The sequence below is a fragment of the Pseudomonas sp. EB271-G4-1 genome, assembly GCF_058791355.1.
This window is the reverse complement of sequence record NZ_JBYTEO010000052.1, coordinates 37,054-50,069: the sequence shown is the minus strand read 5'-3', so window position 1 is coordinate 50,069 and position 13,016 is coordinate 37,054. Positions and strand designations below refer to the sequence as shown.

Here is a 13,016-nt window from a genome sequence, read left to right as displayed (position 1 = left end):
TCCGTGGGTCGCCGCGATGGGCCATCCTTGGCCCAGCGCGGCTAAACCGGCGTCCTGCCGGTTTCCCCACTGCGCAAGGCCTGCGTTCGGCCATCGTGGTTTAACGGGGCGCCTGCGATCAAAAACAAAAGCGAGGCGGCCTTAAAGCCGACCTGACTGTTACGGGTGTACCTGGATCCCCTGTGGGAGCCTGCTCGCGATGACTGAGTGTCAGACGACATCGATGTTGCCTTTCGCACCGCTATCGCGAGCAGGCTCGCTCCCACAGGGTTTTTGTATCGTTTGACTGTTCGCGATCCCCGTCAAAAACCGCTATCTTCGCCGCCATTCGAAATGAGGCGAGCATGGGCTATCTACTTTTTGTCACGCTGATCCAGGCGTTTTCCTTCAGTTTGATCGGCGAGTACCTGGCCGGTCATGTCGACAGCTACTTCGCGGTGCTGATACGCGTGCTGTTGGCGGGGCTGGTGTTTATCCCGCTGACCCGCTGGCGTTCGGTGGAACCGGCCTTCATGCGCGGCATGTTGCTGATCGGCGCACTGCAATTCGGTGTGACGTACGTCTGCCTGTACCTGAGCTTTAGCGTGCTGACGGTGCCGGAAGTGCTACTGTTCACCATCCTCACGCCGCTGCACGTGACCCTGATCGAAGACGCATTGAACCATCGCTTCAACCCCTGGGCCCTGATCGCGGCACTGGTGGCGGTGGCGGGGGCCGCGGTGATTCGCTTCGACCGGATCAACCCGGACTTCTTCATGGGTTTCCTGCTGCTGCAACTGGCCAACTTCACCTACGCCGCCGGGCAGGTGCTCTACAAACATCTGGTCGCACGTCACCCCAGCGACTTGCCACATTACCGGCGTTTTGGCTATTTCTACCTGGGGGCATTGGCGGTGGCATTGCCGGCGTTCCTGCTGTTCGGCAAACAGAACTTCCTGCCTGAAGCACCGCTGCAATGGGCGGTGCTGTTGTTCCTCGGCCTGGTCTCGACCGCGCTGGGGCTGTACTGGTGGAACAAGGGCGCATGCCTGGTGAATGGCGGGACGCTGGCGGTGATGAACAACCTGCATGTGCCGGTGGGGCTGCTGATCAACCTGCTTATCTGGAATCAGCATGAAGAATTGGGACGATTATTGCTCGGTGGTTCGGTGATCTTGATGGCGGTGTGGATCAGCCGGCTGGGTGTACGCCAACCAGCCATCGCGCACTGATCCGTCGGCTTGCGCAAACGGCCGTCTATCATTCTAGCGTGCGCCTTTAAATCGACCGATTGAGAAAATAGAACGTCGATGTTTTTTTATAAGGCACTGTATGTGGCGCGTCCAAGGAGTCGAGCGCACACAAACTCAACAATTACCGGATTTCCGCCGAGCGTAGGTGAGACAAGAAAATGGCCAAAGCTGCCGATGTGGTTGTGCAATGCCTGGAAAGTGAAGGCGTCGAGTATGTATTCGGCATTCCCGGCGAGGAAAACCTTGACCTGCTTGAATCCCTACGCAAGTCGACGATCAAGCTTGTGCTGACGCGTCACGAGCAATCCGCCGGCTTCATGGCCGCCACCTACGGCCGCCTCACGGGTAAGACTGGCGTCAGTCTTTCCACCCTCGGCCCTGGTGCAACGAATTTGGTGACTGCCAGCGCGTACGCCTACCTGGGCGGCATGCCCATGATGATGATTACGGGTCAGAAGCCGATCAAGAAGTCCAAGCAAGGCCGTTTTCAGATCATTGACGTCTGCGGCATGATGGCGCCGATCACCAAGTACACCCACCAGTTCGCCTCGGCAGACAATATCCCGGCGCGGATGCGTGAAGCGTTTCGTCTCGCTGAAGAGGAGAAGCCCGGAGCCGTCCACCTGGAACTGCCGGAAGATATCGCCGCCGAGCAAACCGATAGCATGCCGATGCCGCGGAGCCTGCATCGCCGTCCATTGGCCGAGCACAAGGCTGTCGAGGCCGCCGTCGAGAAGTTGCAGAACGCTCGCAGTCCAATCCTGGTGATTGGCGCAGGTGCCAACCGCAAGATGACTGCCAAGGTTTTGAAGCAACTGATCGACGATACCGGCATTCCCTTTATCACCACCCAGATGGGCAAAGGCGTGGTTGATGAGCGCCACCCGCGCTTTCTCGGTAACGCCGCGTTGTCGTCGGGAGACTTCGTGCACCGCGCCGTCGAGGCTGCCGACCTGATTGTCAACATCGGCCACGATGTGATCGAGAAGCCGCCATTCTTCATGGTGCGTGGCGGCACCGAAGTCATCCACATCAACTTCCGCTCTGCTGAAGTCGATGCCGTGTATTTCCCGCAGATTGAAGTCATTGGCGATATCGCCAACGCCGTCTGGCAGATCGGCGAAGCGCTGAACGATACCAGCCATTGGGATTTCACACGGCTGATGGCGATTCGTGATGCGAACGAAGCCCAGATCATCGAAGGGGCGGACGACAACAGGTTCCCGGTCTACCCACAGCGCCTGGTTGCCGACATTCGTCGCGTGTTGCCTTCTGAAGGCATCGTTGCCCTGGACAATGGCATCTACAAGATCTGGTTTGCTCGCAACTACAAGGCTCACAAGCCCAACACCGTGCTGCTGGACAACGCGCTGGCGACCATGGGGGCAGGGCTGCCTTCGGCCATGGCCGCGCATTTGGTGTACCCGGATCGTCCGGTGATCTCCGTGTGTGGGGACGGCGGCTTCATGATGAACAGCCAGGAGTTGGAGACAGCGGTTCGCCTGAACATGAATTTGACCGTGGTGATCCTGCGGGACGACGGCTACGGCATGATTCGCTGGAAGCAGGCGAACATGGGTTTTACCGATTTCGGCCTGGATTACGGTAACCCGGACTTCGTTAAGTACGCCGAGGCCTATGGCGCCAATGGCCACCGCGTGGAGAGCGCCGAGGGTTTCCTGCCGCTGCTGGAACACTGTGTCAAGACACCTGGTGTGCATGTGATCGACTGTCCTGTCGATTACAGCGAAAACGACCGCATCCTGAACATGGAGTTGCGCCAGCGTAGCGCGGCCATTTGATTTCGCAGCAAGATTTTTTGACGAGCTGGTATACCTGATCGCGAGCATAGGCGGGCGCAGGCTGAAGCATTGAAGTCCTGGCAGGTGCAAATACAAAAGGGCCCTTCAAGGGCCCTTTTGGCGTACGCGTCGTCTGAACTCAATGGCCAATCAAGCCTGGCGCGCTGCCATTGCCGAGTAGCTGTTCATCAGGTTGCGGTAGTTCGGGATGCGCTGGGACAGCAGGTTGCCCAGGCCTTCAATGTCGTTGCGCCAGTCACCCTGCAATTCGCAAGCGACCGAGAACCAGTTCATCATTTGCGCCCCGGCCTGGGTCATACGGTTCCAGGCTGCCTGTTGTACGGTGGTGTTGAAGGTGCCGGAAGAATCAGTGACTACGAACACTTCAAACCCTTCTGCGAGGGCAGACAACGTTGGGAAGGTCACGCAGACGTCAGTCACCACACCGGCGATGATCAGTTGCTTGCGACCGGTCGCCTTGATGGCCTTGACGAAGTCTTCGTTGTCCCAGGCGTTGATCTGGCCAGGTCGGGCTATGTAGGGCGCGTCCGGGAACATTTCCTTGAGTTCGGGTACCAGTGGGCCATTGGGGCCTTGTTCAAAGCTGGTGGTGAGGATGGTGGGTAGCTCGAAGAATTTTGCCACGTCGGCCAGTGCCAGTACGTTGTTCTTGAACTCGTTGGGCGAAAAGTCTTGAACCAGGGAAATCAGGCCAGTCTGGTGGTCAATCAACAAAACTACGGCGTCGTCTTTGTTCAGGCGGTTGTAGGTAGCGTTGCTCATGATGAAATCCTTTCGAGGTAGGTGAGTGGCGTCGTTCAACATGAGCACAGATTAGGGTTTGCGATGAGGCAGAAAAAGCCGGTGAAAAGCGTTTAACTGTCAACCTGGAAGAGACAATCTGGACAGGGTTTGCGTTGCTACATAACGTGTTTTTCGGCCTCCGGCATGTGGCTCGCGCCCAGCACCGCTGGCAACAGCCCGGCCCGCAAATCCCCGCCACTCGGCTGCTGATAAAGGCTCAAGCCAAACTCCGGCAACACCGCCAACAGGTAATCGAAAATATCCCCCTGGATCCGCTCGTAATCGGCCCACGCCGTGGTGCGGGTGAAGCAGTAGATTTCCAGCGGAATACCTTGGGCCGTGGTCTGCATTTGTCGAACCATGCAGGTCATATTCGGCTGAATCTCTGGGTGACTCTTGAGATACGCCAGCGCATAAGCGCGAAATGTGCCGATATTGGTCATGCGCCGGCGGTTGGCCGACATCGCCGCGACATTGCCCTGGGCTTCGTTCCAGGCCTTGAGTTCGGCCTGTTTACGGCTGATGTAGTCGGTCAGCAGGTGTACCTGGGACAGCCTCAGTTCCTCGTCATCGCGGATGAACCGCACGCCACTGGCGTCGATGAACAGGCTGCGCTTGATCCGCCGGCCGCCGGACTGCTGCATGCCGCGCCAGTTCTTGAATGATTCGGACATCAGGCGCCAGGTCGGGATCGAAACGATGGTCTTGTCGAAATTCTGCACCTTGACCGTATGCAGCGTGATGTCGACGACATCGCCATCGGCACCGACCTGTGGCATCTCGATCCAGTCGCCGACCCGCAGCATGTCGTTGCTGGTCAGCTGCACGCTGGCGACGAACGACAGCAGGGTGTCCTTGTAGACCAACAGGATTACCGCCGACATGGCGCCCAGGCCCGACAGCAGCAACAGCGGCGAACGGTCGATCAATGTGGCGACGATGATGATCGCGCCAAACACGTACAACACCATTTTCGCCAGTTGCACATAGCCCTTGATCGAGCGGGTGCGGGCGTGTTCGGTGCGGGCGTAGATGTCCAGCAGGGCATTGAGCAGGGCCGTGATCGACAGCAGCAGGAACAGAATGGTGAACGCCAGTGCCACGTTGCCGAGGAAGACCATCGCGGTTTTGCTCAGCTCAGGGACCAGGTGCAGGCCGAACTGGATGACCAGCGACGGTGTGATCTGTGCCAAGCGTTGGAACACCTTGTTGTGACGCAAGTCGTTGATCCAGTGCAGCGCCGGCTGGCGGCCGAGGATTTTGCTGGCGTGCAGGATCAGGTAGCGCGCCACTCGTCCGAGGACCAGGGCAATGACCAGCAACACCACCAGTGCCAGGCTGGCATGCACGAGCGGATGCTGGTCAAGGGCACCCCAGAGGTCTTGGGCATTGAGCCAGAGCTGTTTGATATCCATGGGCAAAAACGATTCTTTAATGGGACACGGGGGACGATTAGAGCACTTAAGACGTTTTGTATGACCGTCGGTGACAAATCGGGCAATAAAAAAACCACTGTTTACCGCCTTTTGTACAAAGAAACTCGGCCTACGCGCTCGAAACCGGTAACCTATGCAGCTGTTTTTTTGTATTTCTTCGAGGTAGCACCCGTGTTTTCCGAATTCGCCTTGCACGAACGCCTGCTCAAAGCCGTGGCCGAGCTTAAATTTGTCGAGCCAACGCCAGTGCAAGCAGCGGCTATTCCGCTGGCGCTCCAAGGGCGTGACCTGCGGGTGACAGCGCAAACCGGTAGCGGCAAGACCGCTGCATTTGTCTTGCCGATCCTCAACCGCTTGATCGGCCCGGCCAAGATCCGTGTCAGCATCAAGACCCTGATCCTGCTGCCAACCCGCGAGCTGGCCCAGCAAACCTTGAAAGAGGTTGAACGCTTCGCGCAGTTCACCTTCATCAAGTCCGGCCTGATCACCGGCGGTGAAGACTTCAAGGTCCAGGCCGCCATGCTGCGCAAGGTGCCGGACATCCTGATCGGTACACCGGGCCGGATGATCGAGCAATTGAACGCTGGCAACCTAGACCTCAAGGAAGTCGAAGTGCTGGTGCTCGACGAAGCCGACCGCATGCTCGACATGGGTTTCGCCGAAGACGTGCAGCGTCTGGTGGACGAGTGCACCAACCGCCAGCAGACCATGTTGTTCTCCGCCACCACCGGTGGTTCTGGCTTGCGCGAGATGGTCGCCAAGGTGTTGAACAACCCTGAGCACCTGCAGCTCAACGCGGTCAGCCAGCTGAACGAGACCACCCGTCAGCAGATCATCACCGCTGACCACAACCAGCACAAAGAACAGATCGTCAACTGGCTGCTGGCCAACGAGACCTACCAGAAGGCCATCGTCTTCACCAACACCCGGGCCATGGCCGACCGCATCTATGGCCGCCTGGTAGCCCAGGAATACAAGGCGTTCGTGCTGCACGGCGACAAGGACCAGAAGGATCGCAAACTGGCGATCGACCGTCTGAAGCAGGGTGGGGTGAAAATCCTCGTGGCTACCGACGTTGCCGCTCGCGGCCTGGACGTGGACGGCCTGGACCTGGTGATCAACTTCGACATGCCGCGCAGCGGCGACGAATACGTACACCGTATCGGTCGTACTGGCCGCGCCGGCAACGATGGCCTGGCCATCTCGCTGATCTGCCACGGCGACTGGAACCTGATGTCGAGCATCGAGCGCTACCTCAAGCAGAGCTTCGAGCGTCGCACCATCAAGGAAGTCAAAGGCGCTTACGGCGGACCGAAAAAGGTCAAGGCCTCCGGCAAGGCTGTCGGCGTGAAGAAGAAAAAGACCGACGCCAAGGGCGACAAGAAAAAAGTCGCCGCCAAGACTCCAACCAAGCGCAAGAGCGTCAACCGGCCCAAGAGCGACTCTCTGGTCAGCAAAGACGGCATGGCCCCGCTCAAGCGTCGCAAGCCAGAAGCGCCGGCCGCTGAGTAAGCACCTCGGCTAGCCCAATAAAAACCCGGACAGTGTCCGGGTTTTTTACATCAAAAGATCGCAGCCTGCGGCAGCTCCTACACCAAATCACCGGTAGGAGCTGCCGCAGGCTGCGATCTTTTGATTTTTTGATCTATTGATCTTTAGCTTTCCGCTTTCTTCTCTGCGGTACCCAATTCCTTTAGCCGCTGATCGATCAACTGGCACTTGTCCGGCAAATCCTTGGAAGCAGTGCCCAGATCCATCTTCTGCAACTCGTCGTTGATCTCCTTGGCCTTGGCCGGGTTCTGCTCGGTGAGCTTGGTGACTTCCTTGGCCAGCTGTTCGCGCTTGAGAGTGGCCTCCTCCGGGGTGCAGGCCCAGGCGGGCAGGGCGCAGGCGAGGGTAGTGGCGAGGGTGAGTTTCAGCAGGATTTTCATCTGTCGGGCCTCGGTTCCGGTTAAGGCGGGTTAACCGGTTGAGGCTTGCAGCAGGGAAAAAGTTCACCCTCATCCCCCATGGCAGCAGCTCGTCGGTGCTTTATCCTCATACCGATCATGATGTCGCACCCAATCCATGATTTCATCTTCGTTGCGTCCCTTGGGCGTCAGGTCGAGGTAGTTGTAGGTCCCTACCAGCAGGTCCAGCCCTCGGGCATAAGTGGAGTAGGTGTGGAAAATCTCGCCGGTGTCGTTGCGATAAAACACACTGAGGCCGGGAAGCTCTTCTTCCGAACCGTCGGTTTTTTCGTAGTTGTAGGTGGCCCTTCCGGCGGCGACGTCTTCGGGGCGGGCCGTCACACCGAAGTCATAATTGAAATCACAGCCTTCGGACGACACCCAGTCGAATTTCCAGCCCATGCGCCGCTTGAACGCCTGGAACTGGGCGAACGGTGCGTGGGATACCGCCACCACAGAGACATCGTGGTGCGCCAGATGCTGGTTCGCCCCGTCGATGTGGTCGGACAGGAAAGAGCAACCTGGGCAGCCTTCGTCCCAGCCGTCGGCGAACATGAAATGGTAAATGACCAACTGGCTTCGGCCACCGAACAGGTCGGCGAGTTTCAGTTCACCGTCAGGCCCCTGGAAGTGGTAGTCCTTGTCGATTTTCACCCACGGCAAGGCGCGGCGCTCTGCGCTGAGCCTGTCCCGCTCCTTGGTGAAGGCTTTTTCATGGGCCAGGTGTTGTTTGCGCGCGGCAAGCCATTCTTCCCGCGACACAACGGGGTGGTTCTGAATATTCATTTGGTTTTCTCCTGCGTGATGCGGGGAGGCGACTTACACAGCCTAGTCGTTTGGCGTACCGGCAAATCGACATACCGTCGGTCGGTAGCGGTATGGAAACTCGGGCTGAACGGCTGCCGTGCTCTTTTGTCACAACTATGAAGACCCTCTCACTCACGGCTACCGGAGGTTGATTCGGGATGATGACTTATAACTGGGATTTGATTGAGCGCTTACTGCATGAAGTGCAGAACGGTGAGGCTAGCTTTACCCCGCGCCACTACGCCGAACAGTACGCCGCGCAGAAAGCCGCTGAAGGTGAGCAGCCTGAAAACCTGGACCACCTGAAGGCGGTGGCCGGCGAGTATGAAAAGTTACTGTTAATGCGCGGTTATATCGAGCCGCGGCCCGAAGAGCAGGGCGGTACTGGTTCGAACTACATTTTAACGATGCGTGGTTCGAGGCTGTTGAGCCTGATTGACAGCAGTATTCCGGGCGATGAGCATCCGCGTCAGGTGCTGGACGAGCAGGAGGACGCATTAAACGAATTGACGTTTGATGAAGTGGCTTCCAAGGCGCAGATTGCCTGATTGTATTTAATGCTCCTGTGGGAGCGAGCTGGCTCGCTCCCACAATGTATACGTGGCATTCAACCTGATTTGAGACACTTCAAATCACTGAAATCCTTCTTCACGCCCTCGATCTTCGTCAACAAGCGCTCACGTTGTTGTGGCGTACTTTGCGCCATCAAATCCACAAACAGCGCCCGCGCCTGGGCTTCGGTGTTGGCGAAGGCCTGTCGATAGGCGGGTGTCCATAAGCTTTCGCGGTTGACCAGGAGCGTCTCGATTCGCTGTGGGAATTGTGGTGCCTGGCGCTGCGCCACGGCGGCACTGAACTGTTTCTGCCAGTGGACGCGGTTGGCAATCCACTCGGTGTTCTGGTCGCCCAAGGCATTCGACCAGGCCATGACTCGCTGTTGTTGCGAGGGGCCGAGTGGTCCGAGCCATTCATTCAGGCGCTTCACCATGCGCTCGCCACGCTTTTTTATCTGCTGGTCCAGCGGTGGTTTCACGTATCGCTCCTGGCGCTTGCGCTGGTCCTTGGCGAAGGCCTCGTTCATTTCCGCGACCTGATTGTCGTCCAGGCCCTGCAGCAATTCGATGGCTGACGGGGTGATTTCCCGGGCTGTTTCGGCAATCGCTTTTTCGGCTTCCGCCGTGCGCGCCTTCAGCGCGTCATCGGTGACCTGATTGGTCGCGATCATGGTCTGCAAGCGGTCCAGCCAGTCGAGATAACCCGGCATTTGTGTCGTGCAATGCCAGCTCAGGTGTTCCTTCAAGCGTTCATTGAGCCAGCTTTTCTGCTCGCCGTTCATGTCCAGGTAATCGCTGAGCGTCCAGGGAATGATCACGTCGAGGTTGCGATAAGCCAGGCCCATGCGGTTGCACGCGCCGAGGGCGAGGGTGAACATGAGCACAAAGGCAATGTGTTTGATCCAGCGTGACATGGGCGAATCCTTGCGAAGCCTGGTTTCTGGCGCTGATTCTCATCTGAACGCGCAATGAACCCGGCAGTTCAGCCCATCAGTAGAAGGTGTGTTCGGCCTTGAGGGTGAGGAGTGCGTCGCACTGGCTGTTTTGCCCGGTATAGGCTGAACAATAGCTGCCGCTGAGGCTGGAATCGCTATAGATTAAATCGAGGTCGATGCCCATGAACGGTCGGGACAGTTTTACCGACCAATCGGTGAAGCTGCCGACATACCCACCGTCCACGGCGACCGGCGTGTTCAACTGATGGGTGGTGTATTTCATGCTGACGCCGATGCCGAACGGCTGGTTGCCGCGCAGGTCGGCAAACAGCGTGCTGTTCTGCTTGTCTGGATCGTTGCTCAAGGCTGCGCCGAAGCGGCTGCCCAGCAGGGTCAGGCCACCGAAGATTTCCTGGCTGTCGAGGGTCGCAACTTCGGGGTAGCTGTAATGGATGATGCCCACTTCGTAGCCAAGGACCTGGTCGAAGGGTTGCTTGAAGCCCGCGTAAGAGTCGATTTCAAGGTTTTTTCCCGGGCTGATGCCCATGCTCGGCGACCATTGGCCGACGTAGAAACCGCTGTCATGGGTCAGGTCCAGGCCGCCATGGAACGAACCGATGGCCGATGGCTTGACGAGGCCTTGGGCCATGCTGCGGCTGGGACTGCTCCCGAGCTTGAGGTCGAAATCCCCCAACTCGCGTTGAAAGATTTGCCCGTGCACCGCTTGGCTCGCCAGCAGGCCGCCGAGCAGCAAGGATAAAAAAGAAGGTGTGCGCATGCGTCACTCCATGAACCGCGGACAGGCTAAGGCCTGCTGAAACGCTTGATCTAGACGCGTGCAAGGATACCGACGAATAATGAGCCGCGTAGGCCGTTCGTCGATTTTTACAAGAAAGGAGGGTCAGGCGAGGATGTTGCCAGGTTCCAGTCCAAGCGCTTCGAAGCTCAAAGCGCTTAGGGACCAGGTGCAGCGCAGGCTATTACTTCTTGCCCAGGGTGATCTGCTTGGATGGGCCGAACGACTGGCCGCTGACACCTTTGGCAATTTGCTGGATTTCACCACCGGATTTGAGGAACGCAGCGATCTGGTTGTTGATCGATTCGCTGGTTTCGACGGCTGGAGCTGGCTTTGCTTTGCTGTTGGATGCTTTTACGCGCATGGCGGCCATTAACCTGTAGAAAATTAACTTGGCCAGGCATCGTACAGGATTAACTGCCTATTTGCTTGGCAAATATCCGCTGGGGCACATTGAGCGGGGGGGCATAATTGGTAAGTTGTATTTTGAAATATCGCCCTAAGCCGCTGTTTTAACTAAGAACCTGGTGAAAATAGAGCGTTTTCGCCTTGGGCGGGCGGCAAGGACAATCGCCGCTCCGGTCTGACGAGCGGCGGCCAGAAAATGGCAAAACCGGGAAAAACTAAGGCTTTGCAGGGAATTTCTGGCGCCATCGGGCTGACTGGCGATCCTGGCCGCTAAAACCGGGTAGAATGCCGCCACGCAATGAGGGTATTGGACATGGCTTTAGTCGGGCGTTACAACAGTTTGCAAGTAGTTAAACACACTAACTTCGGTTTATATCTGGACGGTGGCGCGGATGGCGAAATCCTGTTGCCTAATCGTTATATTCCAAAAGATATTCCCAGTGAAGATGAAGACTGGCTAAACGTTTTTGTTTATCTGGACAGCGATGACAAACTCATCGCAACGACTGAAAAGCCGAAAGTTCAAGTCGGTGAATTCGCCAGTTTGAAAGTTGTGGAAGTCAACAGCATTGGCGTATTCCTGGATTGGGGGCTGCCCAAAGACCTGCTGCTGCCGTATTCGGAAGAAAAACGCCAGATGACGGCCGGGGAATACGCCGTGGTGCATGTCTACCTCGACAAGCATACCCGTCGCATTACGGCGACCGCGCGCCTGGATCGGTACCTGGACAAGACGCCCGCCAACTACACCCCAGGCCAGGAAGTTGACTTGCTGGTGGCCGAAGCCACCGACATGGGTTTCAAGGCCATCATTAACAACAAGCACTGGGGCCTGATTCACAAGAACGAAATCTTCAAGTTCATGCGCGCTGGCAAGGAAGAGAAGGGCTTCATCAAGGAAGTTCGTAGCGACGGCAAGATCAGCCTGAGCCTGCAGCCCGTAGGCGTCGAAGCGGCCAGTAGCCTGAACTCCAAGATCCTCGCCAAGTTACGCGAGAACAACGGCAGCCTGGCAGTCAGCGACAAAAGCGATCCGACCCTGATCAGCAGCATGTTCGGCGTCAGCAAGGGCAACTTCAAAAAGGCTATCGGCGCGTTGTACAAGAACGGCCAGATCGTGATTCATGCCGATCGTATCGAATTGAGCTGAGTCGCCCATGTGCTTTGATGTCGAGGTATCAGGGTGAGCGCCACCCGGCGCAGCGCCGATGGATTTGCCCTGCAAGTGATGGTGGGGTTGTGCCTGGTCTGGGGCATCCAGCAGGTGATGATCAAGTGGGCGGCGCCCGATATTGCGCCGGTCATGCAGGCAGCGGGGCGTTCGGGGATGTCCGCGCTGCTGGTGGGATTGTTGATCTGCTGGAAGGGTGGCTGGGATCAGGTAGGCGCCACCTGGCGTGGCGGGCTGTTGGCCGGGGCCTTGTTTGGCCTGGAGTTCCTGTTCATTTCCGAAGGCCTGCAATTGACCACGGCGGCGCACATGTCGGTGTTCCTCTACACCGCGCCGATTTTTACGGCGTTGGGCGTGCACTGGTTGCTGCCGAGTGAGCGTCTGCGGCCTGTGCAATGGCTGGGCATTTTCCTGGCCTTCGTCGGGATCGGCATTGCGTTTGCTGCAGGGGTGTCCTGGGATAACCTCGATCGCCGCATGTTGCTGGGCGATGCGTTGGGCGTACTGGCGGGGGCTTGCTGGGGGGCGACCACTGTGGTGGTGCGCGCGTCGCGTCTGTCGGAGGCGCCGGTGACCCTGACTTTGTTTTACCAGTTGATCTTCGGTTTTGTCGGCCTGCTGCTGATTGCATTGCTCAGCGGCCAGATTACCCATGTCAGCTTGACCGGCGTCGCGCTGGCCAGTGTGCTGTTCCAGGGCATCGTGGTGTCGTTCTTCAGCTATCTGGTCTGGTTCTGGTTGCTGCGCCGTTATCTGGCGGCCAACCTCGCGGTTTTTTCATTCATGACGCCCTTGTTTGGCGTCACGTTCGGGGTTGTCCTGCTGGGGGAGGCGCTGAGCCTCAACTTCGTCATCGGTGCCGTGCTGGTGTTGCTGGGGATTACCTTCGTCAGCGCTGAACAGTGGGTACGTCGCCGGTTGCGCAGGGTCCTTGGGCAGGCTTGAACGGCTGGCATGCAGGCCGCCCGCGGTCTGTGATGCGCCAAGATGAAGTCAGGCCGTCGGATTGTGATCCATTCAGTAACAGATCGTTGTGATGTTCGACGAGCATTGCTCGACACTTCGGACTATTATCAGTGCGAAGCGGCTACAGAATTCCGGTCGCCCGGCACTACCCTGAAG

13 protein-coding genes are annotated in these 13,016 nt (G+C 57.8%); 6 read left to right on the top strand and 7 right to left on the bottom strand.

Annotation, left to right across the window (positions count from 1 at the left end; genetic code table 11):
- Positions 1-344 precede the first annotated feature (344 nt).
- Positions 345-1,211 carry a carboxylate/amino acid/amine transporter gene (locus AC3WWR_RS22975; protein WP_492599104.1) on the top strand — a complete coding sequence of 289 codons (867 nt, stop codon included), beginning with the start codon at positions 345-347 and terminating at the stop codon, positions 1,209-1,211.
- Between the two features lie 179 nt (positions 1,212-1,390).
- Positions 1,391-3,034 carry an acetolactate synthase large subunit gene (locus AC3WWR_RS22970; protein WP_020795415.1) on the top strand — a complete coding sequence of 548 codons (1,644 nt, stop codon included), beginning with the start codon at positions 1,391-1,393 and terminating at the stop codon, positions 3,032-3,034.
- A 150-nt stretch (positions 3,035-3,184) separates the two neighbouring features.
- Here the strand turns inward: AC3WWR_RS22970 and ycaC are convergent, their stop codons facing one another.
- Positions 3,185-3,817 (bottom strand): isochorismate family cysteine hydrolase YcaC, encoded by a 633-nt coding sequence (gene ycaC / locus AC3WWR_RS22965; RefSeq protein ID WP_020795414.1) that lies wholly within the window; start codon positions 3,815-3,817, stop codon positions 3,185-3,187.
- 137 nt (positions 3,818-3,954) lie between these two features.
- A complete protein-coding gene (locus tag AC3WWR_RS22960; protein WP_020795413.1) occupies positions 3,955-5,253 on the bottom strand; it encodes a mechanosensitive ion channel family protein in 1,299 nt (432 codons plus the stop codon).
- A 192-nt stretch (positions 5,254-5,445) separates the two neighbouring features.
- Between AC3WWR_RS22960 and AC3WWR_RS22955 the strand changes: the two genes are divergently transcribed.
- Positions 5,446-6,786, top strand: a complete 1,341-nt coding sequence (locus AC3WWR_RS22955) for a DEAD/DEAH box helicase (protein ID WP_033043023.1) — start codon at positions 5,446-5,448, stop codon at positions 6,784-6,786.
- A gap of 143 nt (positions 6,787-6,929) precedes the next feature.
- On the opposite strand, the gene AC3WWR_RS22950 is transcribed toward AC3WWR_RS22955, so the two are convergent.
- Entirely contained in the window at positions 6,930-7,205 is a 276-nt protein-coding gene (locus AC3WWR_RS22950) for a hypothetical protein (protein ID WP_179056196.1), read from the bottom strand.
- Between the two features lie 69 nt (positions 7,206-7,274).
- Entirely contained in the window at positions 7,275-8,009 is a 735-nt protein-coding gene (locus AC3WWR_RS22945) for a DUF899 domain-containing protein (RefSeq protein ID WP_492599103.1), read from the bottom strand.
- Between the two features lie 179 nt (positions 8,010-8,188).
- Between AC3WWR_RS22945 and AC3WWR_RS22940 the strand changes: the two genes are divergently transcribed.
- Positions 8,189-8,578, top strand: a complete 390-nt coding sequence (locus tag AC3WWR_RS22940; RefSeq protein WP_033043012.1) for a hypothetical protein — start codon at positions 8,189-8,191, stop codon at positions 8,576-8,578.
- Positions 8,579-8,637: 59 nt separating this feature from the next.
- On the opposite strand, the gene AC3WWR_RS22935 is transcribed toward AC3WWR_RS22940, so the two are convergent.
- The 3 genes from AC3WWR_RS22935 to AC3WWR_RS22925 form a co-directional block, all read right to left on the bottom strand.
- Positions 8,638-9,498: a DUF6279 family lipoprotein gene (locus tag AC3WWR_RS22935; protein ID WP_033043011.1), complete on the bottom strand. Its 861-nt coding sequence runs from the start codon at positions 9,496-9,498 to the stop codon at positions 8,638-8,640.
- A 76-nt stretch (positions 9,499-9,574) separates the two neighbouring features.
- Positions 9,575-10,297 (bottom strand): TorF family putative porin, encoded by a 723-nt coding sequence (locus AC3WWR_RS22930; protein ID WP_020795407.1) that lies wholly within the window; start codon positions 10,295-10,297, stop codon positions 9,575-9,577.
- Between the two features lie 202 nt (positions 10,298-10,499).
- Positions 10,500-10,688: a PFL_1563 family small protein gene (locus tag AC3WWR_RS22925; RefSeq protein WP_020795406.1), complete on the bottom strand. Its 189-nt coding sequence runs from the start codon at positions 10,686-10,688 to the stop codon at positions 10,500-10,502.
- Between the two features lie 348 nt (positions 10,689-11,036).
- Between AC3WWR_RS22925 and AC3WWR_RS22920 the strand changes: the two genes are divergently transcribed.
- Positions 11,037-11,873 (top strand): CvfB family protein, encoded by an 837-nt coding sequence (locus tag AC3WWR_RS22920; RefSeq protein WP_020795405.1) that lies wholly within the window; start codon positions 11,037-11,039, stop codon positions 11,871-11,873.
- A gap of 33 nt (positions 11,874-11,906) precedes the next feature.
- The gene (locus tag AC3WWR_RS22915; protein WP_492599102.1) at positions 11,907-12,839 is read left to right on the top strand and encodes a DMT family transporter; all 933 of its coding nucleotides are present in this window, start codon (positions 11,907-11,909) and stop codon (positions 12,837-12,839) included.
- Positions 12,840-13,016 lie beyond the last annotated feature (177 nt).